The sequence below is a fragment of the Belnapia arida genome (genome assembly GCF_016773205.1).
Taxonomy (GTDB): domain Bacteria; phylum Pseudomonadota; class Alphaproteobacteria; order Acetobacterales; family Acetobacteraceae; genus Belnapia; species Belnapia arida.
This window is the reverse complement of record NZ_JAETWB010000012.1, coordinates 81698-104904: the sequence shown is the minus strand read 5'-3', so window position 1 is coordinate 104904 and position 23207 is coordinate 81698. Positions and strand designations below refer to the sequence as shown.

Genomic DNA, 23207 nt, shown 5'->3' with positions numbered 1-23207 from the left:
AATTCGTAGCAGGTCTCATGTAGTGTTTGGGATGCCGACCCGGCATGTTGCTCGATGCACCATAGTGTCGCCTGTTGGTGCAGCGATCTAGCGCAGATCCTGCACTGCGGGCCCACGTCGCACCTCAAACCGGAAATACCGCCAGCGGGTGGGAGAGGCACATTCCGGTAGGCTTCCGGACGTTGTGGGCAGGCTCACTATTTCTTTTCCTTCGCTGACAATGGTCACGCTCCGGTATGGAGAGACATGGTCTTCGCCCTGAACCAAGCCGAATGGGCGGCCAGCACGGTTGCCGTGCCTGGTTACGCCACAGATTGGCATGCGCATGACTGTGGCATGCTGCTGCTCCCTCGGCAGGGACTGATGCTGTTCGAGATGGAAGGGCAGCACGCCCCTACGCCAATCCGCCCCGGCGAAGTGCTCCTCGTCGCGCCCGATGTCGGCCACCGCACCCGGGCTGCGGAAACTGCGCACCGGCACATCGTCCTCTACGCACAAGGCCCGCGGTTCGGGCGCTGGCTCCCCGCCCGGCAAGGCTGGCAGCTCGGCCTGTTGCCGCCCACGATGCTGCCGCTGCTTGCCTACCGGGACGCCCTGCCGGACGGGTCCGGCCGCGCCCGCCTCGCCGAGCGTCTATTGCTGGAGGAGGCTGTCGAGACAGGTCCAGAGCCTGCCTCCGCGCAGCACGGTGCGGCTGTGGTCCAGGCCATCGCGGAGCATCTGCGCACCCGGCTGCACGAGCCGCACGCGCTTGACGAGCTCGCAACACGCTTCGGCCTGTCCCGCCGCCAGATGACGCGGCTGTTTCGGCGCCACCTAGGCACCAGCATCGCGGACTACCTCGGCGCGCTGCGGGTCCGGGAGGCGACGCGACGTATCGGCGCGGGCCAGAGCGTTTTGGCGGCCACCCATGCGGTGGGGCTGACCTCCTCTTCGCACCTCGCTCGTCTCTTCCGCCAGCACACCGGCAAGGCTCCTTCCGAGGCCCGATTCGGCACGAAATAGGGCCCGATCGGGCGCGCATGTTCCGCGTCAGCGCGGCAGGGTAAGCCCATGCAGCGATCTCCGATCAACCTCTCCGTATTCCCGGCAGGGCCGGGAGGCGGCAATCCATGTCCCATCGTGCTCGACGCCAGCGGCATGGATGCCCAGGACATGCGGGCCTTGGCCGCCGCTCATGGGCACGAGAGCGGCTTTGTCCTTCCGCCAGAAAATCCTATCTCGGCCGACTTCCGCTTCCGCTTCTTCGTCCCCGAGCACGAAATGGAGATGTGCGGCCATGCAACCCTCGGGGCGGCCTGGCTCCTGCGCTCCCGAGGTCAGGCCCTGGGTGCCGCAATTCGCATTGAGACGCTGTCCGGGCCAGTGCGGGCCCTCTTCGCGGCGGACGGTTCCGTCGAGATCACCCAGCCGCCGGGCCGGGTGGAACCGGTCACGGATGTCGGCGCCGTGCTGGCCGCCCTTGGCATGGCGGAAGCGGAACTCAGTCCGGCCGCTGCGGTGCTGAACGCCTCCACGAGCCGGGTGAAAACGCTCGTACCGCTGGCCGACCTCGCGCGGCTCCATGCCTTGAGACCAGACCCAGCACTGGTGCGTGCGGCATGCGAGGCGATCGGCTCCACCGGCCTCTATCCCTACGCGGCGGGGCAGGGCGGTGCCGTCCACGCTCGGCAGTTCCCACGCAACTCCGGTTATCCGGAGGATGCGGCGACGGGCATCGCCGCTGCTGCGCTGTTCTATGGCCTTTGCGCGCCGAAGGCGGGACTGATCGTCCGTCAAGGAGAGGCCATGGGTCGCCCAAGCGAGATCCGCGTACGGTGTGATCCGGAAGGTCCAGGATGCCGGTTGGGCGGACATGTGGAGGTGGTTTTTTGAGACGCTGCACCTTCTTCGCTCTTACCGCTGCTGCAGCCATGGCCCACCTGAAGCCGCCTCGCTCTGGCCTAAACAGTCCGTTCGCCTTCTCGTCCCCTACGCCGCTAGCGTCCTACGAGATTGACTGTTTTCGTCCGATGCCGGTCTGCTCGACTCGCACCGCCAACGAGCGTGCCCCCAATCTGAACCCATCAACACGCCTTGGCTTCGGCGCTGGCTCCGCAGTTCAATAAGAAACAGAAGGAAACCAAACCCCATTCGGCTCGACGTACTCACCTTTCGACATGAGCAGCATCGGCTTCACCACGCGAAATCCCTCGCATATGCACCATTGGAATAGGCTGGCTTGCCGTACAGGGAGCAAAAATGAAATTGGCTCGCCGGTCAATGCCGACGTGCCCGCGATAAGCGCTCTCATGTCAGCCTCAGTTTCCGCGATGCCATGATTGGCTAACCACAAGCCCGCTGACGATAAGTAGGCGCAGATTTTGCGATCCTTTTCAGCAACGAAAGGCTTGAAGAGCTTTACGGCATCCTGTAGTTCCGAAGTGCGTACCGTGCCATAAACTTTCTTCGCGAGTTTCTCACAAGCGGCGACGTCATCGGCGCTAAGTGGGCGAGTCACATAGCCAGACGATGTTCCGCTCTGCGGCGTGCCGCGCATGAGCAGCAAAGGTTCTTTGACCTCGAAACCCATCGAAGCATAAAGCGGCACAGAGCGGATATTAAAGGCATCAGCGACAAGACGCACGCTTGCGGCACTTCTGGCGCGCTCTAGTACGGCCTCCATTAACATGCGGCCGACACCACGGCCCTGGAACCGCGGCTCGATCGTCAGCGTGACAACCGTACGGACTGGGTCGCCTTCGGCCAAAAAGTTGGAGCCGATAATTTGGCCATCATGTTCCGCAACTACGCCAAATATAGTCGGAGACGCGATGAACATCGCTGCGACATTTGCCGCCTCTTCAACACTCTCGAGGTCTGGATGGAAGCCGTGCGCTTCGGCAACTCCCCGGAACGCGTCATGCATAATACGGCCAACCTCATTGGCGTCGGCCTCCATGGCAGGACGGATATGCGGAACCATGGTTTCCTCCACGGCATTGAAAGTCCGGTTGGCCTCTATCTAAATTAACTGCTGATTTTTGAGCCACTCCTCCGGCTACATCCGCTCAAAAAAGCTTTCAGACTTCCTCATCGATGCCGTTTTGTTCAATGGCTCTAATAGGTGTCAGCCCAGCGTCGAAATACTTCCGCCACAACTCTGCATCAACGTCGAAGGTCACAAGAGCTTCGATTTCTGAAATCCAGGTTCCGAAGTCCATGTGGTTACTCCGGAGGGGACAGCTGAGTGGCTGTCAAAGCTGTCATGATAGAAGTCTGACCATCCAGGCGTTCGTCAAATGCCTGTAGAGGTCGAATTTTGCAGTTTAATTGACGTAGCCTGATGTAAAGGCAGTAACATGCGGCGAATGGAACGTCAGTAAGGGAAGGTCGTCTTTGATAACGGCGTGCTGGAGGCTTATCGCCCGTTAATTACCGCCGCCACCACCGCCCCCGAAATCGCCAGTGCCCCAAGTTTCGCCAGTTATCATTGGCCGTTCGTGTTCAGGGTCGCGGCGCGCCTCCAAGACTGTTTGAATCGCAATGGCCACCACGGGGACAAACAGCGCCAGGAACATTAGCGATTGGAAGATGGTCATGTGGAAACCCTCACATGGGTGCGTGTGGAATAGATGTCCCAATTCTTTAGAGGGCGCAGCCCCCCAAAGGCTTTGTTCAACAAGGCCAATCCACATGGCCAGCTGCAGCTTAGCTGAGACTGCAACCACATGATGCTCATATGATTGTACCGTTCCGTTCTGGGCGTCTGAAACAAATCAGGTGGCGACGTCCTTCCGCAGGGGGCTAGTCCAAGTTGCTACCTGCGAAAGGCAAAAGTCTGTTAGGCCTTGATGACTATGATCCAATTGGCTGCTGCAGCGTGGCAGAGCACACCGAGGAAGGAGCGCGCGGTCTTCTCGTCGCGTCTGGCGACAGCTTGCCACTCTTTCAGACGTGCCCAAAGGGTATCGACTAGGTGTTAGTTCGCGTAGATCCAGTTCGGGCAGGCGACCTCGGCATCGGAGCGTCGGACGGAATCGCAGGTCGGGCGCCCATGGCCCAGATGCGCTTGCGAAAGGCGTGGGAGGCAAAGCCGCAGTCGCCGACGACCTAGCCGGGCACGTATGGCAAGCAACCGAGCAGACCTGGCACCGTGGACAAATCGTACGCTTGGCCCAATACCAGAGCAAGGGTAACCGCCTGGCCAGCGCCATCGGCGATCACGCAGGCCTTGGTGCCGTAGCCACCGTGAGATCGGCCAAGTGCCTCGCGCACATCTTGCTCCCCGCTATCGCATCCCCCTTTTTCTGCCCCGTCGCATTCGGGTTGGCGCGGGTGGTCGTGCCATCGATGAAGGTCATGCCGAGCGCGATCCCGCGTTCCTGCGCGACGTTCGGCAAGCGCTCCCAACTATGGGTTTGTGGTCCCCGTTGTGGCACCTTACGCCGCATGTTCGCATTTTGTTCGCGTTCTTCGCGCTGCTAAATCTCAATAAGATCAAGGTCAGCAGGGGCTTCAACGCTGACAGCACGGTTTGCTAAACCGTTGTAGGGGGTCAACCTCTACCGTGGGTTCGAATCCCATCCCCTCCGCCACTACCGCACTCCTACAGACCTATGGGCCGCAGTTGGAGCGGAGTCCGTTCGCGCTGGCTCACGGACTCTGCTCCAACTTTTTGGTCTGCCGAGCGGATTACTCCAATCAGATGATCCCATCTGATTGGAGCTTGCCTTAGAGCGCGGCCGCGGTCTTGGCCGTGGCGGCCGTCTCGAGATGGGTGCTTACCTTCAGCGTCAGGGCTACCAGGCCGCCGACCAGGGTGCAGCCGCCGAGGACAAGCAGGCCGGCAGTGAAGTTGCCGGTCGCATCGCGCAGGTAGCCCATCAGGTAGGGGCCAGCGAAGCCGGAGAGGTTGCCGATGGCGTTGATCGCCGCGATCCCGGCCGCGGCCGAGGTGCCGGTGAGGAAGGCGCTCGGGATCGGCCAGAGCAGCGGCGGCGTCGCCGAGACGCCGATCTGGCTGAGGCAGAGCAGGCCCAGCACCAGCACGGGCGAGGAGACGAGCGCCGCCCCTGCGACGCCGACCGCGGCCAGGATCATGGCGAAGCAGACATGCTCGCGCCGCTTCAGCGTGCGGTCGGAGTTGCGGCCGAGCAACACCATGCCGATGGCGCCGAAGACGAAGGGCAGGGCGGCCAGCAGGCCCGTCTCGAAGTTGCTGACCCCGAAGCCCTTGACGATGGTGGGGAGGAAGAAGGCGACGCCGTAGCTCGCCGCGTTCAGGCAGAAATAGACGAAGGCGCAGGCCAGCACGCGCGGGTCGCTGAGGGATTTGCCGATGCTGATATGCTCGGCTGCCTGCTTGTGCTCGTGCTCGGCGTTGAGGCGCCCCTGAAGCCAGCTGCGTTCCTCGGGCGCAAGCCAGCCTGCCTGGGCCGGGCGGTCGGTCAGGTACAAGACGACGCCGACCGCCATCAGGATGGAGGGGATCGCCTCCAGGATGAAGAGCCACTGCCAGCCATCGAGGCCGCCGCCGGACAGGTTCAGAAGAGCGCCAGAGACCGGGGCGCCGACGATGGAGGAGAAGGGGATCGCCAGCATGAAGAGGGCGACCACGCGGGCACGGTAGACGGAGGGGAACCAGAGCGTGAGGTAGAAGATGATGCCCGGGAAGAACCCGGCCTCCGCCGCGCCGAGCACGAAGCGCAGGATGTAGAAGACCCACTCGTTGGAGAGGCCGGTCATCGCCGAGATCGGTCCGATGAAGGCGAAGAGGGCGGAGACGATGCCCCAGGTGACCATGATCCGGGCGATCCAGAGCCGGGCGCCGAAGCGGTCAAGGGCGAGGTTGGAGGGGACTTCGAGCAGGAAGTAGGAGATGAAGAACAGTCCGGCGCCGAGGCCATAGGCGGCTTCCGTAAGGCCGAGCGCCGCATTCATCTGCAACTTGGCGAAGCCGACATTCACCCGGTCGAGATAAGCGACGAAGTAGCAGACGAAGAGGAAGGGCATCAGCCGCCACATCACCTTGCGGATCGTTGTTTTCTCGATGTCGTCCATGGCGCTGGATTCTCCTCAGGATCATGATCTGCGATTACCGGATCGCGGATCATGGTCCAGCTTGTTGTGTCGTCGCATGATTCACGCCCCCGGCCCCAGCCTTCGGCGACCATGTTCTAGGGCCGCGTGCCGGAAGGAAGCGTAGGTCGGCAAGCTTGGTTCCAGAAGGTGGACAAGGCCGGCCCCTGCCGGTGGCCACGGTTTCGCATTGGCGCCGTGGCCGGCACGGGCGAAGCTGCGGCATCCCCGGGGTGGAGGTGCCGATGGACCCGAGATGGCAGGCGCTCGCCGTGCTGACCGCGGCGCGGACGAGCCTTGGCTTCCAGTTCCAGTCCGTCGCCTCGGTCTCGCCGATGCTGGTGGAGGAGCTGGGGCTGGGCGGGGCCGATCTCGGGGCGCTCATCGGTCTCTACTTCCTGCCGGGGCTCGTGCTGGCGCTGCCGGGCGGGGCCCTCGGACGACGCTTCGGCGACATGCGGGTGGTGACGGCGGGGCTGGTGCTGATGGCGCTGGGCGGCGTCCTCGCCAGCCTGGCCACCGGCTTCGGGGGGCTCGCGGCGGGGCGGCTCCTCGGCGGGGTGGGGGCGGTGCTGCTCAACGTGCTGATGGCGAAGATGGTGACGGACTGGTTCGCCGGGCAGCACGACATCGTCCTGGCCATGGCGATCTTCGTGAATTCCTTCCCGATCGGGATCGGGCTGGCGCAGCTTGGGCTCGGTCCGCTCGCCGCAGTGGCGGGCTGGGCGGCGGGCTTCGCCGCGACCGGGGCGCTGGCGCTGGCGGCGTTGCTGCTGCTCCGGCTCGGCTATCGCAGGCATCCGAATGATGGCGCCGGCGGCGTCGTGGCGGCGGGGCGCATCTCGGGGCGGGAGGTGGCGCTGGTCTGCCTCGCCGGTGCGCTCTGGGGCGGGCTCAACGGCAGTTTCGCGGTGACGATCGGCTTCGCGCCGACCTTCCTGGTGCTGGGCGGTCTGACGCCGGCGCAGACGGGGCTGGTGGTGGGGGCGGCGACGTGGCTCTCGGTCGCCTCGGTGCAGGCGGGGGGCATGCTGGCGCAGCGGCGCGTTCCGGCGGTGCTGCTGATGGCGGGCGGGTGCCTGCTCTGGTCGGGATGCCTGGCCCTGATGGGGCTTGGTCTCGGTGCCGGACCGTTGCTCGTGGCGGGACTCGCCATGGGATTGCCTGTCGGGGTGATCATGGCGCTGCCGGCCGCGGCGCTGCGGCCGGAGAACCGCGCCATCGGCATGGGACTGTTCTACACCTGCCTCTATGCCGGCCATGCCGGGCTGCCGCCGGCGGCGGGGTGGGCGCGGGATGTGACGGGGGTGGCGGCGGCGCCGCTGCTTTTCGCGGCGGGCTGCGTTGCCCTGCTGCCGGCGATCCACGCATGGTTCCGGCGGCTGTCAGGGCGGCGAATGGGCCTGTAGTGCGTCACACGCATCGGTTGCGCGGCGGGTATACGAGCGCTTAGGCTTCCCTTCAACGGACCCGAAAGTCCGGACAGGAAGGGAGAATGTCCATGCCCCTGCACCGCACCGCCCTCGCGGCGCTGCTGGCCGGCGCCTTTGCCGGCGCGGCCGGCGCGCAAGGCCTGACGCCGGAGCGTATCCGCGCCGCAACGGGCGCCGTCGACCAGCGAAGCATCATCGCCAATGCCGCCACGGGGCGCGATTGGCCGAGCTACGGGCTGAACTATTCCGAGAACCGGTTCAGCCCGCTGCGCGCGGTGAACAGCGACACGGTCGGGCGGCTGGGGCTTGCCTGGTCCTACGACCTCGGCTCCCGGCGGGGGGTGCAGGCGACCCCGATCGTCGTCGGAGGGGTGATGTATGTCACTGGCTCCTGGAGCATCGTCCATGCGGTCGATGCGAAGACGGGGCAGCCGCTCTGGACCTTCGACCCGGAGGTGCCGCGCGAGCATGGCGAGCGGGGCTGCTGCGACGTCGTCAACCGCGGCGTCGCGGTCCATCAGGGCAAGGTCTATGTCGCCTCCTATGACGGGCGGCTCTTCGCGCTCGATGCGGCGACGGGGCAGAAGCTCTGGGAGCGGGACACGATCATCGACCGCAGCCGGGCCTATACCATCACCGGGGCGCCGCGGGTCTTCGCGGGCAAGGTGGTCATCGGCAATGGCGGCGCGGAATATGGCGTGCGGGGCTACCTGACCGCCTATGACGCGGCGACGGGAGACCAGAAGTGGCGCTGGTTCTCCGTGCCCGGTGACCCCTCGAAGCCGCCGGAGGATGAGAGCATGGCGCGGGCCATGCGGACCTGGGACCCGGCCGGGCGCTGGTGGGAGGCCGGCGGCGGCGGGACGATGTGGGACACGATGACCTACGACCCCGAGCTGAACCTGATGTATGTCGGCACCGGCAACGGCTCGCCCTGGAACCGCAACCTGCGCAGTCCGGCCGGCGGCGACAACCTCTATCTCGGCTCCATCGTCGCGCTGAACCCGGAGACGGGCCAGTATGTCTGGCACTACCAGGAGACGCCGGGCGACCACTGGGACTTCACCTCGACCCAGCCGATGATCCTCGCCGAGCTCGAGATCGACGGGCGGCGGCGCAAGGTCGTCATGCATGCGCCGAAGAACGGCTTCTTCTTCGTCATCGACCGGCAGACGGGCGAGTTCATCTCGGCGCGCAACTTCACCGCGGTGAACTGGGCGACGGGCTACGACAACGAGGGACGGCCGATCGAGAACCCGGCGGCGCGGAGCGTGGACCAACCCTTCGAGGCGATCCCGACCGCCTATGGCGCGCGCAACTGGCACCCGATGTCCTTCAACCCGATGACCGGGCTGGTCTACATGCCGGTGCACGGCGTGCCGCTCACCCTCTCGCCCGACCAGGGCTGGCGGATGAATGCCAATTCGCCGATGCGCTTCCAGAGTGCATCGGGGTGGAACCTCGGCTTCTACCTCAATGCCGTCGATCCGAAGGCGAAGGCCTTCGGCCGGCTGGTGGCCTGGGACCCCGTGCGGCAGCAGGAGGCCTGGGGCGTCGACTACAGCGGGCCGTGGAATGGCGGCACGCTGACGACGGCGGGCAACCTCGTCTTCCAGGGCACGGCGGATGGGCGGTTCATTGCCTATGACGCGCGCAACGGGCGGAAGCTCTGGGAGGTGCCGGTGAGCTCCGGCGTGGTCGCGGCGCCCTCCACCTACGAGATCGATGGCGAGCAGTATGTCTCGATCGCGGTCGGCTGGGGCGGGGTCTATGGCATCGTGCAGCGGGCGACGGACCGGGTGACTCCGGGGCGGGTCTACACCTTCCGCGTCGGCGGCACGGCGCCGATGCCGGCGGTGGTGGAGGCGGAGCGGCGGCCGCTGGTCGGCGGCATCGCCTACAAGGCCGAGGACGCGCAGGCGGGGGCGGGGCTCTATGTCGCCAACTGCGCCGGCTGCCACGGAGCGCCGGGCGTCAACAACGGCGGCAACGTACCCAATCTCGGCTATGCGCACCGGGAGCTGCTGGAGGAGCTTCCGAAGGTGGTGCTCGACGGCGCCTTCCTCGGCAGCGGGATGCCGCGCTTCGCGGGGCGGCTGGACGAGGCGCAGGTGCTGCAGATCCGCGCCTTCATCCTCAGCTCGGCGGAGGCGGCGCGGCGCAACTGAGGCGAAAGCCGGGGGGCGGGTGTCCCCCGGCCCGCGTTCAACGCAGCAGGTTGGTGCGGGCCAGCTCCACCACCTCGCTGCCGCGGCCGCTGATGATGGCCTTGGCCAGATAGATGCCGAAGCCTTTCGCCTGCTCGAAGGTGGTCTTGGGCGGCAGGCTCAGCTCCATGCGGTTGGTCACGACGTCGACGACGGCGGGGCCGGGATGGGCGAGGGCTTCCTGCAGGGCGCCGCGCAGCTCGGCGGGGTCCTCGACGCGCACGGCATGCATGCCGGTGGCGCGGGCCATGGCGGCGAAGTCGGGGTTCTTCAGCTCCGTGCCGGCATCGAGGAAGCCGCCGGCCTTCATCTCCAGCTCGACGAAGCCGAGCGTGCCGTTGTTGACGATGACGATCTTCGCCGGCAGGTCGAGCTGGTTCAGCGTCAGCAGGTCGCCCATCAGCATGGCGAAGCCGCCATCGCCGGAGAGGGAGATGACCTGCCGGCCGGGAAAGGCGGCCTGGGCGCCGATGGCCTGGGGCAGGGCATTCGCCATGGAGCCGTGCCAGAAGGAGCCGACGAGGCGGCGCTTGCCGTTCATGGTGAGGTACCGGGCCGCCCAGACCGTCGGCGTGCCGACATCGCAGGTGAAGATGGCGTCCTCGGCGGCGACCTCGTCGAGCACGCGGGCCAGGTACTGCGGGTGGATGGGCTTGCGGCCGGGATGGCCGACCGCCAGCTCGTCGAGGCCGCGCCGGGCCTCGCGGTAATGCGCCAGCGCCTGATCGAGGAAGTCGCGGTCGCCGCGCGGCGCAAGCTGAGGCAGCAGGGCCGCGGCCGTCTCCTTCACGTCGCCGACCACCCCAAGGTCGAGGCGGGTACGGCGGCCCAGATTCTCCGGGCGGATGTCGACCTGCGCGATCTTTGCCTCGGTCGGGAGGAACTGCCGGTAGGGGAAGTCCGTCCCCAGCATCAGCAGGGTGTCGCACTCCATCATGGCATGGTAGCCGGAGGAGAAGCCGATCAGCCCGGTCATGCCGACATCGTAGGGGTTGTCGTACTCGACGAACTCCTTGCCACGGAGCGCGTGGACGACGGGCGCCTTCAGCGCTTCCGCCAGCGCCACCACCTCGTCATGCGCGCCGGCGCAGCCGCCGCCGCAGAGCATGGTCACCCGCCCACCCTCGTTCAGCAGGCCGGCGAGCGCAGTGACCTCGGCCGGGCCGGGGCGAAGGGGCGGGACGACGGGGGCGATCCAACGGGTAGGCGAGGAGGCCTCGGCCTCCTCGAGGGCGACGTCGCCCGGGATGACGAGCACGGCGACGCCGCGCTTGCCGATCGCCTCGCGGATGGCGGTGTCAAGGGCACGGCCGATCTGCGAGACGGTCGCCACCGGGCTGACATAGTGGCTGCATTCTGCGAAGAGCTGGCGGGGGTCGGTTTCCTGGAAGTAGCCGCTGCCGATCTCGGCGGTCGGGATATGCGCGGCGATGGCGAGGACGGGCACGCGGCTGCGGTGGCAGTCGTAGAGCCCGTTGATGAGGTGGAGGTTGCCCGGGCCGCAGCTTCCCGCGCATACGGCGAGCTGGCCGGTGAGGTGGGCCTCGGCGCCGGCGGCGAAGGCGGCCGTTTCCTCATGGCGCACATGCACCCAGTCGATGCTGCCCTTGCGGCGCAGGCTGTCGGTGAGGCCATTCAGCGAGTCTCCGACAATTCCATAGATGCGGCGGACGCCGATGCCATGGAGCGTGTCGGCGATGAGGTCGGCGACGGATTGACGGGCCATCAGGCCTCGTCCTCCTCGTCGTCCTCGCCTTCGGCATCGACCTCGACGAGGAGCACGGCGTAGCTTTCGGGGTCGAACGCGCCTGAATCGCCGTCCGACTTCGCCTCGGCGAGGCCCTGGTCCCAGATAGCGCTTTCCTTCTCGTTGGCAGGGCGGACCGAGAGGGGCTCCTCGCCGTCCCAGAGCGGCTCGCCATCCTCCTCGAAATCCTGCAGGTCAGGGCCGATGGTGCTGGTGGCCAGCTCCTCGGCGGCCTCGCTGCTCTTCTCGGGGAAGACGAGCAGGGGGCGGCCGGCGACCTCAATGGTGAACAGCGTCATATGGATGGTCCTTTCGCTTGCCGGGATTCCCGGAACTTCCTCTCCGGCCGGCGTTGGCCTGCGAGCACGGTAGGAGGGCAGAGGTGGAACGCGAGGATGGGAGGCTGGATGCACTCATCATCGGCGGTGGGCCGGCGGGGCTGACGGCGGCGCTCTACCTGGCGCGCTTCGGCCGGCGCGTGCTCGTGGCGGATGCGGGCGAGCCGCGGGCGGCCTGGATACCGGCGAGCCATAACATCCCCTTTTTCGGCGAGGGCATAGCAGGGCCGGACATCCTCGCCCGCCAGCGGGATCACTTGGCACGCTACGACATCCGCCCGGTGGCGGCCAGGGTGACCGGGCTGCGGCGGGAGGCGGGGGGGTTCGCTGCGGTGCTGGAGGCAGCGGATGGGGCGGGCCGGACGCTGGGCGCCAGCCGCGTGCTGCTGGCGACCGGCGCGGTGGATGTTGAGCCCGATCTCCCGGACCTGCCGGATGCGGTGCGGCGCGGCCTCGTGCGCTACTGCCCGATTTGCGACGGGCATGAATCGCGCGGGCGGCGCATCGCCGTCATCAGCCGTGGCGCGCATGGGCTGGGCGAGGCGGCCTTCATCGCCCGCACCTATTCCAGCGATGTGACGCTGCTGACGCTGGGGCAGCCCCTGGCGCTTGATGCGGCGCAGCGCGAGGTCGTGGAGCGGAACCGCATCCAGGTGATCGAGCAGCCAGTGACGGGGCTTGAGATCCGCGACGGACGGATTGCGGCGTTGCGCGGCGGCGGGGCGGAGCACCGGTTCGAGGTGCTCTATTCGGCGCTCGGGCTGCACTACCGCTCGGAGCTGGCCCTCGGGCTAGGCGCCGCAGCGGACGACTCGGGCGCACTCGTCGTCGACGGGCATGCGCAGACGACGGTGCGTGGCCTCTATGCGGCGGGCGACATCGTGCGCGGGCTCGACCAGATCGTGGTTGGCATGGGGCATGCGGCGGTCGCGGCGGCGCATATCCACAATCGCTGCGAATTGCCGACGGAGGACGAGGCGGACGGCGCCTGAGCCGCTCAGCTTTCGAAGAAGGGCGTCTCCTCCGCCGGACCTCCGCGCAGGCGGATGTCGAAGCGGTAGCCATCGTCATTATCGGGTGCGGCGAGCAGGCGCGGGCGGAGCGGCGGCGGCAGCAGGCCGAGCACGGGATCGGCCGCGTTCGCCGTGACGAACTGGGGGAAGAAAAGCGTGGTCGAGACCGGCCGCATCAGGCCGGAGGCCATCACCAGCAGGTTCACATGCGGCGCACGGTCGAGGAAGCCGCCGGGCATCAGCGTGTGGAATTCGAAGCGGCCGTCGGCATCCGTGAAGGCGCGGCCCCAGCCGAGGAAGTCGGGGTCGGCGTACTCCCAATCGGGGTCGGCGGGATGCCGGAAGCGGCCAGCGGCATCGGCCTGCCAGGCTTCGAGGATGGCGTAGACGCAGGGCAGGCCACCCTCGCGCAGCACGCGGCCATGCAGGCGGATGCGTGTGCCGGCGCGGGAGGGCGTTGCATTGGGCGCGGTGCGGGTGAGGTCGTTGTCACCCTCGCGGACGAAGGCGCGCGGGAAGAAGGGGCCGATGGTGTGGGAGGAGAGCGGCGTCATGGCAGCACGGGCGTCGCGCGGCGGCCACGCAGTGCGATGTCGTGGCGGTAGCCGAGCCAGCCGGGGCCGATCTCCGCCGGCGGCAGCGGGCGGGCGACGAGGCGCTCCCGGGCGACGGCGTCGGGAACGGCCATGAAGATATGATCGAGCGGGTTCAGGGGATCGCCCGGGAAGAACATCTGCGTCACCAGGCGGGAGAGGCTGGCGGGGCCGAGGACGGAGAAGTGGACATGCGGCGGGCGCCACCACACGGCCTCGCCGGGTACGGGATAGGCGCCGGGGCGGATGGTGAAGAAGCCGTAGCGGCCCTCGGCATCGGTGCGGACGCGGCCATGGCCGACGAAGTGCGGATCGAGCGGCGCCGAGCGCGTATCGTTTGCATGGGCGTAGCGGCCGGCGGCATTGGCCTGCCAGAGCTCCACCACGGCATCCGGGATGGGGCGTCCATCCTCGTCGAGCACCTGGCCGGCGATGTGGATGAGCTGGCCCATCGCGGGCCGGCCGGGGATGGGCTCCGCCAGATTCGCCTCGCCGCAGGGCAGCTTGCGGTGGAGGGCGAGCGGGCCGGTGACCTCGGTTCGGCCGGGCGGGCGGCGGAAGGCAGGCTGGCTCGGCGTGTGGGTGAAGGTGCCGGGATAGCCGGGCGTCGGGACGGTGGGGGCGATACCGGGCGGCAGCGGGCCGAAGCGGGTCGGCGGCGCGTCTTCGGGCATCTCCCTTTCCTCCCCACGCTGTTGCCGCGAAGCATGCCCGAGCGGATGCTGCGGGGAAAGCAGGGAGGCGGCGATGGAGCGGGGTGTGGCGTCGCATGGTGCGGCCCGGATCGCCTGGCAGACGGAGGGTGAGGGGCCGGCGGTGCTGCTGCTGCCTTCGCTCGGGCGAGGCGCGGAGGATTTCGATGCCGTGGCGCCGCTGGTCGCCGCCGCCGGGTTCCGGGTGGTACGGGCGGAGCCGCGGGGGATCGGCGCCTCAACAGGGCCGATGGAGGGGCTGACGCTCTACGATCTGGCCGAGGATGCGGCCGCGGCGCTGGCCGCGGCAGATATCGGCGGGCGGGCGGTGGTGGCGGGGCATGCCTTCGGGAACTGGGTGGCGCGGGCGATGGCGGTGGTGCGGGCGCCGATGGTTCGGGGCGTTGCATTGCTGGCAGCCTCGATCGACACGGTGCTCGACCCGGCGGTGCGTGCCTCGATCGATGGCAGCTTCGACCCGCAACTCGGCGAAGCGGAGCGGCTCGCGCATTTGCGGCGCGGCTATTTCGCGCCGGGGCATGATGCGCGGGTCTGGCTGTCCGGCTGGCATGCGCCGGTCGCCAGGATGCAACGGGCGGCGACGGCTGCGACGGATGCCGCCTGGAAGCGCGTCGCCGAGCGGGTGCCGGTGCTCTATGTCGCGGCGGCGGAGGATACCATCGCGCCGGTGCCGACGGAGGCCAGGCTGCGCGAGGCGCTGGGGCCACGGGTGGAGATGGTCGTCGTCGAGCGGGCGGGGCATGCGCTGCTGCCGGAGCAGCCCGAGGCCGTGGCGCGCGCGCTCGTCGATTTTGCCAGGAGGATCGAGGGATGAGTTTCGAGGGGCTGGACTGCTTCGCCGTGGAGATCGCCGGGCACATCGCCACCGTCACCATGCGGCGGCCGCCGGTGAATGCGCAGAATGCGCGATTCCGCGAAGAGATCATCGGCATCTTCGATGCGCTGCATGACATGCCGGAGGTGCGGGCCGTTGTGCTGACCGGGGCCGGGCGGGCCTTCTCGGCCGGGGCCGACCTGAAGGAGCGGCCGGGGCTGACGGGGCAGCCGGGTGCCTATCCGCGGCACAACCGGCTGGTGCGGGCGGCCTTCGACTGCGTGATGGAGTGCGGCGTGCCGGTCATCGCGGCCATCAACGGAGCGGCGATCGGGGCGGGCTGCGTGCTGGCGCTCTCGGCCGATATCCTGGTGGCGGGAGAAAGCGCCTTCCTCTCCATGACCGAGGTGGATGTCGGGCTGGCAGGCGGGGTGCGGCATGTGCGGCGGCATTTCGGCGAGAGCGATGCGCGGCTGATGATCATGACGGCGCGGCGCGTCACCGGGCCGGAGTTGCTGCGGATGAACGTCGTCTCGGCCTGCGTGCCCGACGCGGCGCTGATGGAGACGGCGATGGGCATCGCCCGCGAGATCGCGGCGAAGGTGCCGCTGGCCGTGCGGGCGGCCAAGCGGTCCTTCCAGGTCACGGAGGAATTGCCGTTGCAGGACGGCTATCGCTTCGAGCAGTCGCAGACCGTGGCGCTGGCCGGGACGGAGGATACGCGGGAGGCGCAGCTTGCCTTCGCCGAGAAGCGCAGGCCCGTGTTCAAGGGGCAGTAATCCGGGGAGGGCCGGTTGAACTCCGCGCCGGGGCGCCGCAGGATGCGGGAGCGGCCCCGGCGAGAGGGCCCGGGGGAACATCCAGGCTCATGCGCATCACGGCCGTCGAAACCTCGGTCCTGTCCATGCCCTTCACCATGGGCGGGCCGCATGGGCGCTTCGCCGGGCAGCTCTGGGACCGGATGGAGGTGCTGCTCGTCCGCGTCGAGACGGAGGATGGGCTGGTCGGCTGGGGCGAGGCCTTCGGTCATGCCGCCATTCCGACCACGAGGGCGGCGCTGGAGAGCATCGTCGCGCCGCTGGTGCTGGGGCAGGATTCCTCCGATATCAATGGGCTCTCGCGGCGGGTGCTGCACGGGACGCATCTGCTGGGGCGCAATGGCGTCTTCGTCTATGTCTTCTCGGGCATCGAGATCGCGCTCTGGGACATCATGGGCAAGCGCTGCGGGCAGCCGGTGTGGCGGTTGCTGGGCGGGGCGGCGCCGGAGCGGCTGCCGGCCTATGCAAGCCTGCTCTCCTATGGCGGGGACCTCGATCTCGTCGCGCGGAACACGGCGGAGGCGGCGGCGCGGGGCTATCGGCATATCAAGCTGCATGAGGTGACGCGGGAGGCGGTGGTTGCGGCGCGACGCGCGGCGCCGGGGGCCGAAATCATGCTCGACGTGAACTGCGCCTGGACGCCGCCGGTCGCGCGCGAGATGGCGCGGTCGCTGGCCGGCGAGGGGCTGTTCTGGCTGGAGGAGCCGGTGTGGCCGCCGGAGGATGCGGCGGGGCTGGCGAGCCTGCGTCGGTACGGGATTCCGTTGTCGGCGGGGGAGAATACGGCAGGGCTGTTCGGCTTCAAGGCGCTGATCGACGCCGGGGCGATCGACTATGCGCAGCCGAGCGTGACCAAGGTCGGCGGCATCGCCGAGATGCGGAAGGTGATCGCGCTCTGCGAGGCGCATGGCGTCGCCGTCATGCCGCACAGCCCGTATTTCGGGCCGGGGCTCGTCGCCACCATCCATGTCGCGGCGGCGCTGGTGGAGCGGCCGATGGTCGAGGTGCTGTGGCTCGAGATGGAGCCGAACCCCTTCGACCCCTGGGTGCGCTGCCCGGACGGGACGGTCGCAGTGCCGCGCGGGCCGGGTCTCGGGGTGGAGCCGGACCCGGCGATGCTCGCGCGGGTGACGCGCGGAGCGCCGGTCCGCATAGCGCTGTGAACGAAGAAACCTAAGGGAGAGACAGCCATGATCATCACTCGCCGAGGCTTGGGCCTCGCTGCTGCCGCCAGCGGGCTGGCGATGCCGGCCATCGCGCAGAACGAGCCGATCAAGATCGGCTGGCTCGCCGCCATGACCGGGCCGAGCTCGGCGCCGGCGATCGGCTTCAACCGCGGCGTGATGTGGGCGGCGGAGGCGATCAACGCCGCCGGCGGGGTGAAGGGGCGGAAGGTCGAGATCATCACCCGCGACACCCAGGGCGACCCGACCAAGGCGGTGAACGCGACGCAGGAGATGATCAGCCAGCTCCGCGTGCATGCGATCTGGGGGCCGACCAACTCGGGCGAGTCGCTGGCCGTCACGGCGATCATGGCGCGGGGGAAGATGCCGAACATCCACCCCTGCGTGGTGGACAGCCTGATCGACCCGGCGAAATACCCGAATGCCTTCCGCATCGCGCCTTCCAACACGCAATGGGACGATGCGGTGCGCGGTTATACGCTGAACATCGCCAAGGCGAAGAAAGTCGCGGTCATCGGCGACACGACGGGCTATGGCGTGACGGCGGCGAATGCCTCGGCGGCCGCCTTCCAGAAGGACGGCGCGGAGGTCGTCACCAAGGCGAATATCGACGCGACGCAGCCGGACATGACGCCCGACATGCTGCGGGCGCGGAGTGCGGGCGCGCAGGCGATCGTCATCTGGAGCGTCTCCACGGGGATGATCGCACGGCTGCTGAACACGCGGGCGGCGATGGGCTGGGACGTGCCCTTCATCGGGCATCCATCGCTGGCCTCGGGCGAGATCGGGACGTTGATCGACAAGCCGGCGAATTGGGAGAAGGTCTACGCCATCGGCTACAAGAGCTGCAGCTACGACGCCTCCGGCAAGCTGCCGCCGCGCAACGAGGAACTGGTGCAGCGCATGCGGGGCAAGGTGAACCTGCAGGACACGCTGCTCTGGTGGGTGGCCTGCGGCATCGACGCCGTCGAGCTGGTGGCGAAGGCGGTGGAGGCGACGGGGGCGACCAGCAACCAGGCGATCATCGGGCAATGGAATTCGCTGAAGCAGTATCCGGGCTATTTCGGCGAGTACAGCTTCACCGCACAGGACCATAACGGCTACCCCGTCTCGGATGTGGTGATGTCGGCGGCCTCGACGGGGAAGAACGGTACCTTCGCGCTCGCGCCGGGCTACGGCTGAGCCGCATGCTCGCCTCGATCCTGGCCTCGGGCCTGGCAGTCGGCGCGGTCTATGCGCTGATCGGCATCACCTACAACACCATGTTCTCGACCTCGCGGGTGATGAGCTTCACTGCGGGGCAGCTCGGGATGCTGGGGGGCGTGCTCGGCTCGCTCTTCATCCTGCGGCTGGGGCTGCCGATGCCGGTGGGGTTGCTGGCGACGCTCGCCTGCTGCGCGCTGCTCGGGGTGGTGACGGAGGTGGTTGCGGTGCGGCCGGTGCTGAAGAGCCTCGACCAGCATCTCTACGTGCTCTCGACGCTCGCCGTAGCACTTCTGATCCAGCATGCGACGGCGCTGGAATGGAGCACGGAGCCGCAGCCCTTCCCCAGGCTGGCCGGGATCGGGGCGGGGATCTGGGACGAGAAATACTGGCTGCCGGTGGCGGCCTGCGCTGTGACCATCCTCGGGCTCGAATATCTCTACCGGTACACGCTGGTGGGGCGGGCCTTCGTCGCCATCGCCGAGGATAACTTCGCGGCGCGGGCCTTGGGGCTGCCGGAGCGGAATCTGCGTATGGCGAGCTATGCGCTGGCCGGCGCGGTGGGGGCGCTGGCGGGCTTCGCCGGCGGGCAGCTGCTGCTGGCCTTCTTCGCCAATGGGCCGCTGCTCAACTTCTACGGGTTCATCCCCGTCGCGCTCGGCGGGCTCGGGAACAACCGGGGGGCTGTGATCGGCGGGTTGCTGCTCGGCCTGTTCCAGCAGGCGGCGAATTTCATGGTGGGGGGCATCTTCTCCTCGGTCGCGGTCTTCACCCTTTTCATTATCGTGCTGCTGGCGCGGCCGCAGGGGATGTTCGGGGCGCCGGCGGCGCGGAGGGTGTGAGGATGGCGAAGCTGTGGCCCTTCCTCGCGCTGCTGGCGCTCGCCCTGCTGCTGCCGCTGACGGGCAACGAGTACTGGGCGCTGATCGCCACGCGGGCCTGCATCTACTGGGTGCTGGTCGCGGGGCTCAACCTGATCGTCGGCTTCGCGGGGCAGCTGGCCATCGGCTATGTCGCGTTGCTGGCGATCGGGGCTTACACCGCCAGTGTCCTGACGGCGGGGACGGTGATGGAGCCGTTGCCGGCCTTCGCGGCGCTCGGCATCGCGGCGGCGGCGGGGGCGGTGGCGGGCGTCATCGTCGGGTTGCCGGCGTTGCGGCTCCGGACTTTCTACTTCGCCATGACGACGCTCGGCTTCGCCACCATCGTCACGCAGATCACCCTCGCTTGGCAGGATGTGACGGGGGGCGGGATCGGCATCCCCGGGCCCAGCCTGCCGGCGCCGATGGATACGGCCTGGGGGTTCTACTATTTCTGCCTGGGTGTGGCCGTGGTGTGTACCTGGGCGACGGCGAATCTGGCGCGGAGCCGGTTCGGGCGGGCGCTGATTGCCATCCGTGACTCGGAGGTGGCGGCGGAGGCAAGCGGCATTGCCAAGCCGCGCCTGCTGGCAATGGTCTTCCTGCTGGCCGGCGCCTTGGCGGCCTTCGCGGGCGGGCTCTTCGCCACGCTGCAGACCTATATCACGCCAGATGCCTTCACCTTCGACCTGTCGTTGCTGTTCTTCATCGCTGTCCTGATCGGCGGGCGCGGCTCGATCCTCGGGCCGCTGCTCGGGACCATATTGCTGACCCTGCTGCCGGAGGTGGCGGCGCCGCTCGCGGCCTGGTCCACCTTCCTCTACGCCGCGCTGCTGCTGGTGATTGTGCTGGCGATCCCGGGCGGGATCGCGGCGCTGCTCGACCGCAGCGGGCGGCGGCCGCTGCCGGAGGACCGGGCGATCCGGCCGCAGGAGGCGGCGCTGCGCACGCTGATCGGCGAGCGGGGGGAACGGGCGGTGCTCTCGCTCAGGGGCATCGTGCTGGCCTTCGGCGGCGTCAGGGCGATCGACGGCATCGACCTCGATTTGCGGCAGGGCGAGGTGCATGGGCTGATCGGGCCGAACGGCAGCGGCAAGACGACGACGCTCAATGTCATCTCCGGCTATTACCAGCCGCAGGAGGGGGCGATGACCCTGGCCGGTGCGGAACTGGCGGCGGGACGGCCCGCGGGGCGGGCGGGCAGGGGCATCGCCCGGACCTTCCAGACGCCGCGCATGATCGGCGAGGCGACCGTCCTTGAGAACGTCACGATCGGCGCGACGGTCGAGGGCAAGGCAGGCTTCGTCGAGGCGCTGCTCTCGCTGCCACGGCAGCGGGCGGAGGAGCGCGTGATGGCGGACCGGGCGCGGCTCGCGCTGGACGCGGTCGGGCTCGGAGGGCTCGCGGAGGTGCGGGCGGACCGGTTGCAGCACAGCGAGCTGCGCTTCATGGAGATCGCCCGGGCGCTGATGCTGCGGCCGGAATTCCTGATGCTGGACGAGCCTGCGGCAGGGCTGTCCGTCGAGGAGATCAAGCGGCTTGGCAGCCTGATCCGCGCCATCAGCCGGCAGGGGGTGGGGGTGCTGCTCGTCGAGCATCATGCCGACCTGATCTTCGATATTTGCGACCGGGTGACGGTGCTCAATCTCGGGCGGGTGCTGGCGGCGGGGACGCCGGCGGAAATCCGCGTCCACAAGGAGGTGGTCAGTGCCTATCTCGGAGCATAAGCCGCTGCTGGAGGTGGGCGGCCTCTGCTCCGGCTATGGAAAGATCGCGGTGCTGCACGGCATCGACCTGCGGATCGGCGCGGGCGAGGTGGTGTCGCTGCTCGGGCCGAACGGGGCGGGGAAGACGACTCTGCTGCGCGCCATCTCCGGCCTGCTGCCGCCGAGTGCGGGGCGGGTGCGGTTCGGCGGCGTGGAGCTGACGGGGGCTGATCCGCGCGCGGCGGTGCGGCAGGGCCTGGTGCATGTGATCGAGGGGCACCGGGTCTTCACCCAGATCTCCGTCACCGACAACCTGCTGCTGGCCGGCTACGACGTGCCGCGCAGCGAGCGGATGCGGCGGGTGGAGGAGGCGCTGGAGTACTTCCCCGAGATCGCAGCGAAGCGGCAGGACAAGGGTGGCGCGCTGAGCGGCGGGCAGCAGCAGATGCTGGCGGTCGCGCAGGGGCTGGTGCAGCGGCCGAGGTTACTGATGCTGGACGAGCCTTCGGCCGGGCTGTCGCCGGTGCTGGTGGACCGGGTGCTCGGCGTAGTGCGGGCGCTGCGCGAGCGCGGCACGGCGGTGCTGCTGGTGGAGCAGCTGATCGAGAAGGCGCTGGCCGTCTCCGACCGCGTGGTGGCGATGGCGCAGGGACGCCTGGTGCTGGAGGCGCGGGCGGACGAGCCCGACCTGCCGCATCGCCTGGAGCTGGCCTATTTCGGCCAGGAAGTCCCCTCGGCGCTGCACGGCTGACTCAGAGGGCCCAGGGGCCTTTCGGCCCTTGGCGGAGGGAGTTCGGGGGAGGCAGCACTTCCCTCGATAATCGCTTCGATCTGGCTGATGAGTTGCTCCAGCAGCGGCGAAACCGGCTGCGTCGCCAGGGTGACGACGCCCAGTAGAAGGGGATGTTCACGTCGAGTGGCCGGGCGACGAGCCCTTCGACGGCAGGCCGGCGGGTGTCAGCGGCTCGGTGAGGGCGATGCCGAGGCCGGCGCGGACGGCGTCCATGGCGCTCAGCGAGGTGGTGGTGTCGATCAGCTCGGTACAGGCGATGCCGGCCGCGTGCAGCGCCGCGTCCACGCGGTGGCGGAGGCGGTTGGGATTGGCCGTCGAAATGATGCGGCGGCCGGCGAGGGCGCGGAGCGGGACGACGGCTCCGGCGGCGAGGGGGTCGTCGGCGCGGAGCAGGGCGATGCAGGGCGCCTCGGCCGATCTGGCGCCGGATTTCAGCTTTCGGGAGCGCGAGGCGGGGGCTTGCCCGGGCTTGTCACGCATCCATTGCTTCAACTACCGGGCGACGCTCAGCCATGGGAAGCTGACAGGGAATATCCCCGCCGTCAGCGCCGGGGCGAAGCGGCTGGCGGAGGCGATCACCCGGGCCTTCTTCGTTGAGGACAAGGCGCTGCATTACGCGGCGCTCGATGCCTATGCGGCGCCGGAGCTGCTGGGCGACGAATGGCCGGAAAGGAGTTAACGCATGGCCGAGGATGATTTGGTCGAGCGGCTGCTCGGCATCGAGGCGGGCTCGCCGCTCGCCGCGCTGCGGCTGCAGCGTGAGGCGATCCGGCGGCACGCGCAGGGTGCCTGGCGGGAGCTGGTGCTGACCGAGGCGCCGGGCGGCGTCAGCCCGCAGGAGCGGGCGGCGGTCGCGCTGGCCGTGGCGCGGCAGCAGGGCGATGTGGCGCTCGTCGCCGAATGCGAGGCGTTGGCGGCGCAGGCCGGGGCGCCGGCCGAGGGCGCGCGGACGGAGGCGCTGCTGCGGTATGCGGCGATGGTGGCGGAGGCGCCGGGGCGCTGCGGGCAGGTGGATATCGACACGCTGACGGCCGCGGGCATGTCGCCGCAGGACATCGTGGCGGTGACGCAGCTCGTGGCCTTCATCCCCTTTCAAGTCAGACTGCTCGCCGGGTTGCGGGCGATGCAGGAGGAGGCGCGGGCATGACCCGCTTCACCATCGAGGAGGTCTGCTGGGAGCCGCGCATCCCGCCCGTCGAGGCGGAGAGCGCGACGCCGGAGCAGCACGCGGCGCTGGAGGCCTGCCCGCCGGCGCAACGGCGCTCGACCTATTTCCTGACCCTCGCCCGGGACCCGGCCTCGCTCGGGGAGCGTGGGGCGTTGTTCAACAGCGTGATGTATGTGCCGCGCGGACTGCCAAGGGCGGAGCGCGAGTTGGCGACGGCGGTGGTCTCCATCGTCAATGGCTGCGTCTACTGCGCCTCAGTTCATGCCCGGCGCTTCGCGGAGTTGACCAAGGACGCCGAGGTGATGCAGCGGCTGCTGGAGGCGGGGCTCGGGACGGAGCTGTCGCCGCGGCGGCGGGCGATCGTCGATTTCGCGGCGAGGCTGACGCGGGAACCGGGGGCGGTTGGGGCGGCCGATCTGAAGCCGCTCAGGGAGGCGGGGCTCGACGACCTGGAACTGCTCGACCTGATCCACTCCATCGCCATGTTCGCCAATGCCAATCGGCTGATGCAGTCGCTCGGCCGGTCGGTGATGCCGTGATCCGCAGGCGGGGGCTGC

25 protein-coding genes are annotated in these 23207 nt (G+C 68.5%); 15 read left to right on the top strand and 10 right to left on the bottom strand.

Annotated features, from left to right (window positions below; all coding sequences use genetic code 11):
• Positions 1-246: 246 nt before the first annotated feature.
• Together JMJ56_RS20000 and JMJ56_RS19995 are read left to right on the top strand one after the other, a co-directional pair.
• The gene (locus JMJ56_RS20000) at positions 247-1005 is read left to right on the top strand and encodes a helix-turn-helix domain-containing protein (protein ID WP_202833542.1); all 759 of its coding nucleotides are present in this window, start codon (positions 247-249) and stop codon (positions 1003-1005) included.
• A gap of 48 nt (positions 1006-1053) precedes the next feature.
• Complete coding sequence (locus tag JMJ56_RS19995) at positions 1054-1875, top strand: PhzF family phenazine biosynthesis protein (RefSeq protein WP_202833541.1); 822 nt, start codon at positions 1054-1056, stop codon at positions 1873-1875.
• A gap of 226 nt (positions 1876-2101) precedes the next feature.
• On the opposite strand, the gene JMJ56_RS19990 is transcribed toward JMJ56_RS19995, so the two are convergent.
• From JMJ56_RS19990 to JMJ56_RS19970, 5 genes are all read right to left on the bottom strand, one after another.
• A complete protein-coding gene (locus JMJ56_RS19990; protein ID WP_202833540.1) occupies positions 2102-2965 on the bottom strand; it encodes a GNAT family N-acetyltransferase in 864 nt (287 codons plus the stop codon).
• Positions 2966-3062: 97 nt separating this feature from the next.
• Positions 3063-3203 carry a hypothetical protein gene (locus JMJ56_RS19985; RefSeq protein ID WP_202833539.1) on the bottom strand — a complete coding sequence of 47 codons (141 nt, stop codon included), beginning with the start codon at positions 3201-3203 and terminating at the stop codon, positions 3063-3065.
• Positions 3204-3410: 207 nt separating this feature from the next.
• Positions 3411-3581: a hypothetical protein gene (locus JMJ56_RS19980; protein WP_202833538.1), complete on the bottom strand. Its 171-nt coding sequence runs from the start codon at positions 3579-3581 to the stop codon at positions 3411-3413.
• Between the two features lie 621 nt (positions 3582-4202).
• Positions 4203-4382, bottom strand: coding sequence for a hypothetical protein (locus tag JMJ56_RS35560; protein ID WP_202833537.1), 180 nt, complete (start codon positions 4380-4382; stop codon positions 4203-4205).
• Positions 4383-4713: 331 nt separating this feature from the next.
• Positions 4714-6042: an MFS transporter gene (locus JMJ56_RS19970; protein ID WP_202833536.1), complete on the bottom strand. Its 1329-nt coding sequence runs from the start codon at positions 6040-6042 to the stop codon at positions 4714-4716.
• 263 nt (positions 6043-6305) lie between these two features.
• Between JMJ56_RS19970 and JMJ56_RS19965 the strand changes: the two genes are divergently transcribed.
• Both JMJ56_RS19965 and JMJ56_RS19960 read left to right on the top strand, forming a co-directional pair.
• Positions 6306-7469 (top strand): MFS transporter, encoded by a 1164-nt coding sequence (locus tag JMJ56_RS19965; protein WP_202833535.1) that lies wholly within the window; start codon positions 6306-6308, stop codon positions 7467-7469.
• An 86-nt stretch (positions 7470-7555) separates the two neighbouring features.
• A complete protein-coding gene (locus tag JMJ56_RS19960) occupies positions 7556-9661 on the top strand; it encodes a PQQ-dependent dehydrogenase, methanol/ethanol family (protein ID WP_202833534.1) in 2106 nt (701 codons plus the stop codon).
• 37 nt (positions 9662-9698) lie between these two features.
• Here JMJ56_RS19960 and poxB read toward each other — a convergent pair whose 3' ends face one another.
• Positions 9699-11426 (bottom strand): ubiquinone-dependent pyruvate dehydrogenase, encoded by a 1728-nt coding sequence (gene poxB, locus JMJ56_RS19955; RefSeq protein ID WP_202833533.1) that lies wholly within the window; start codon positions 11424-11426, stop codon positions 9699-9701.
• Positions 11426-11746 carry a hypothetical protein gene (locus tag JMJ56_RS19950; protein WP_202833532.1) on the bottom strand — a complete coding sequence of 107 codons (321 nt, stop codon included), beginning with the start codon at positions 11744-11746 and terminating at the stop codon, positions 11426-11428. The genes poxB and JMJ56_RS19950 overlap by 1 nt, the downstream gene beginning before the upstream one ends.
• 83 nt (positions 11747-11829) lie before the next feature.
• Here JMJ56_RS19950 and JMJ56_RS19945 point away from each other — a divergent pair, with 83 nt between their 5' ends.
• Positions 11830-12777, top strand: coding sequence for an NAD(P)/FAD-dependent oxidoreductase (locus JMJ56_RS19945; RefSeq protein WP_202833531.1), 948 nt, complete (start codon positions 11830-11832; stop codon positions 12775-12777).
• Between the two features lie 5 nt (positions 12778-12782).
• On the opposite strand, the gene pcaG is transcribed toward JMJ56_RS19945, so the two are convergent.
• Together pcaG and JMJ56_RS19935 are read right to left on the bottom strand one after the other, a co-directional pair.
• The gene (gene pcaG, locus JMJ56_RS19940; protein ID WP_202833530.1) at positions 12783-13352 is read right to left on the bottom strand and encodes a protocatechuate 3,4-dioxygenase subunit alpha; all 570 of its coding nucleotides are present in this window, start codon (positions 13350-13352) and stop codon (positions 12783-12785) included.
• Positions 13349-14065 carry a dioxygenase family protein gene (locus tag JMJ56_RS19935; RefSeq protein ID WP_202833529.1) on the bottom strand — a complete coding sequence of 239 codons (717 nt, stop codon included), beginning with the start codon at positions 14063-14065 and terminating at the stop codon, positions 13349-13351. Before JMJ56_RS19935 ends, pcaG begins: the two co-directional genes overlap by 4 nt.
• Before the next feature lie 73 nt (positions 14066-14138).
• Between JMJ56_RS19935 and JMJ56_RS19930 the strand changes: the two genes are divergently transcribed.
• From JMJ56_RS19930 to JMJ56_RS19900, 7 genes are all read left to right on the top strand, one after another.
• On the top strand, positions 14139-14918 hold the full coding sequence (locus JMJ56_RS19930) for an alpha/beta fold hydrolase (protein ID WP_202833528.1): 780 nt from the start codon (positions 14139-14141) through the stop codon (positions 14916-14918).
• Positions 14915-15697 (top strand): enoyl-CoA hydratase/isomerase family protein, encoded by a 783-nt coding sequence (locus JMJ56_RS19925; protein WP_202833527.1) that lies wholly within the window; start codon positions 14915-14917, stop codon positions 15695-15697. Before JMJ56_RS19930 ends, JMJ56_RS19925 begins: the two co-directional genes overlap by 4 nt.
• Before the next feature lie 89 nt (positions 15698-15786).
• Positions 15787-16899, top strand: a complete 1113-nt coding sequence (locus JMJ56_RS19920) for a mandelate racemase/muconate lactonizing enzyme family protein (RefSeq protein ID WP_202833526.1) — start codon at positions 15787-15789, stop codon at positions 16897-16899.
• Between the two features lie 27 nt (positions 16900-16926).
• Positions 16927-18102 (top strand): ABC transporter substrate-binding protein, encoded by a 1176-nt coding sequence (locus JMJ56_RS19915; RefSeq protein ID WP_202833525.1) that lies wholly within the window; start codon positions 16927-16929, stop codon positions 18100-18102.
• 5 nt (positions 18103-18107) lie between these two features.
• Positions 18108-18965, top strand: coding sequence for a branched-chain amino acid ABC transporter permease (locus JMJ56_RS19910; RefSeq protein ID WP_202833524.1), 858 nt, complete (start codon positions 18108-18110; stop codon positions 18963-18965).
• A gap of 2 nt (positions 18966-18967) precedes the next feature.
• On the top strand, positions 18968-20710 hold the full coding sequence (locus JMJ56_RS19905) for a branched-chain amino acid ABC transporter ATP-binding protein/permease (protein ID WP_202833523.1): 1743 nt from the start codon (positions 18968-18970) through the stop codon (positions 20708-20710).
• Complete coding sequence (locus JMJ56_RS19900; protein WP_202833522.1) at positions 20691-21440, top strand: ABC transporter ATP-binding protein; 750 nt, start codon at positions 20691-20693, stop codon at positions 21438-21440. The genes JMJ56_RS19905 and JMJ56_RS19900 overlap by 20 nt, the downstream gene beginning before the upstream one ends.
• A gap of 156 nt (positions 21441-21596) precedes the next feature.
• Here the strand turns inward: JMJ56_RS19900 and JMJ56_RS19895 are convergent, their stop codons facing one another.
• Positions 21597-21962 (bottom strand): LysR substrate-binding domain-containing protein, encoded by a 366-nt coding sequence (locus JMJ56_RS19895; RefSeq protein ID WP_202833521.1) that lies wholly within the window; start codon positions 21960-21962, stop codon positions 21597-21599.
• Here JMJ56_RS19895 and JMJ56_RS19890 point away from each other — a divergent pair.
• From JMJ56_RS19890 to JMJ56_RS19880, 3 genes are read left to right on the top strand one after another with little or no spacing between them, the layout of a single operon-like run.
• A complete protein-coding gene (locus JMJ56_RS19890; protein WP_236038059.1) occupies positions 21952-22161 on the top strand; it encodes a hypothetical protein in 210 nt (69 codons plus the stop codon). The two genes, JMJ56_RS19895 and JMJ56_RS19890, sit on opposite strands and share 11 nt — an antisense overlap.
• 3 nt (positions 22162-22164) lie before the next feature.
• Positions 22165-22629: a carboxymuconolactone decarboxylase family protein gene (locus tag JMJ56_RS19885; protein WP_202833520.1), complete on the top strand. Its 465-nt coding sequence runs from the start codon at positions 22165-22167 to the stop codon at positions 22627-22629.
• Entirely contained in the window at positions 22626-23189 is a 564-nt protein-coding gene (locus JMJ56_RS19880) for a peroxidase-related enzyme (protein WP_202833519.1), read from the top strand. Before JMJ56_RS19885 ends, JMJ56_RS19880 begins: the two co-directional genes overlap by 4 nt.
• The last annotated feature ends 18 nt before the right edge of the window (positions 23190-23207 follow it).

Bases quoted from the DNA above. Each gene is read 5' to 3' on its own strand.
- JMJ56_RS20000 (WP_202833542.1), top strand. From the start codon at position 247: ATGGTCTTCGCCCTGAACCAAGCCGAATGGGCGGCCAGCACGGTTGCC.
- JMJ56_RS19995 (WP_202833541.1), top strand. From the start codon at position 1,054: ATGCAGCGATCTCCGATCAACCTCTCCGTATTCCCGGCAGGGCCGGGA.
- JMJ56_RS19990 (WP_202833540.1), bottom strand. From the start codon at position 2,965: ATGGTTCCGCATATCCGTCCTGCCATGGAGGCCGACGCCAATGAGGTT.
- JMJ56_RS19985 (WP_202833539.1), bottom strand. From the start codon at position 3,203: ATGGACTTCGGAACCTGGATTTCAGAAATCGAAGCTCTTGTGACCTTC.
- JMJ56_RS19980 (WP_202833538.1), bottom strand. From the start codon at position 3,581: ATGACCATCTTCCAATCGCTAATGTTCCTGGCGCTGTTTGTCCCCGTG.
- JMJ56_RS19970 (WP_202833536.1), bottom strand. From the start codon at position 6,042: ATGGACGACATCGAGAAAACAACGATCCGCAAGGTGATGTGGCGGCTG.
- JMJ56_RS19965 (WP_202833535.1), top strand. From the start codon at position 6,306: ATGGACCCGAGATGGCAGGCGCTCGCCGTGCTGACCGCGGCGCGGACG.
- JMJ56_RS19960 (WP_202833534.1), top strand. From the start codon at position 7,556: ATGTCCATGCCCCTGCACCGCACCGCCCTCGCGGCGCTGCTGGCCGGC.
- poxB (WP_202833533.1), bottom strand. From the start codon at position 11,426: ATGGCCCGTCAATCCGTCGCCGACCTCATCGCCGACACGCTCCATGGC.
- JMJ56_RS19950 (WP_202833532.1), bottom strand. From the start codon at position 11,746: ATGACGCTGTTCACCATTGAGGTCGCCGGCCGCCCCCTGCTCGTCTTC.
- pcaG (WP_202833530.1), bottom strand. From the start codon at position 13,352: ATGACGCCGCTCTCCTCCCACACCATCGGCCCCTTCTTCCCGCGCGCC.
- JMJ56_RS19935 (WP_202833529.1), bottom strand. From the start codon at position 14,065: ATGCCCGAAGACGCGCCGCCGACCCGCTTCGGCCCGCTGCCGCCCGGT.
- JMJ56_RS19930 (WP_202833528.1), top strand. From the start codon at position 14,139: ATGGAGCGGGGTGTGGCGTCGCATGGTGCGGCCCGGATCGCCTGGCAG.
- JMJ56_RS19925 (WP_202833527.1), top strand. From the start codon at position 14,915: ATGAGTTTCGAGGGGCTGGACTGCTTCGCCGTGGAGATCGCCGGGCAC.
- JMJ56_RS19920 (WP_202833526.1), top strand. From the start codon at position 15,787: ATGCGCATCACGGCCGTCGAAACCTCGGTCCTGTCCATGCCCTTCACC.
- JMJ56_RS19915 (WP_202833525.1), top strand. From the start codon at position 16,927: ATGATCATCACTCGCCGAGGCTTGGGCCTCGCTGCTGCCGCCAGCGGG.
- JMJ56_RS19910 (WP_202833524.1), top strand. From the start codon at position 18,108: ATGCTCGCCTCGATCCTGGCCTCGGGCCTGGCAGTCGGCGCGGTCTAT.
- JMJ56_RS19905 (WP_202833523.1), top strand. From the start codon at position 18,968: ATGGCGAAGCTGTGGCCCTTCCTCGCGCTGCTGGCGCTCGCCCTGCTG.
- JMJ56_RS19895 (WP_202833521.1), bottom strand. From the start codon at position 21,962: ATGCGTGACAAGCCCGGGCAAGCCCCCGCCTCGCGCTCCCGAAAGCTG.
- JMJ56_RS19885 (WP_202833520.1), top strand. From the start codon at position 22,165: ATGGCCGAGGATGATTTGGTCGAGCGGCTGCTCGGCATCGAGGCGGGC.
- JMJ56_RS19880 (WP_202833519.1), top strand. From the start codon at position 22,626: ATGACCCGCTTCACCATCGAGGAGGTCTGCTGGGAGCCGCGCATCCCG.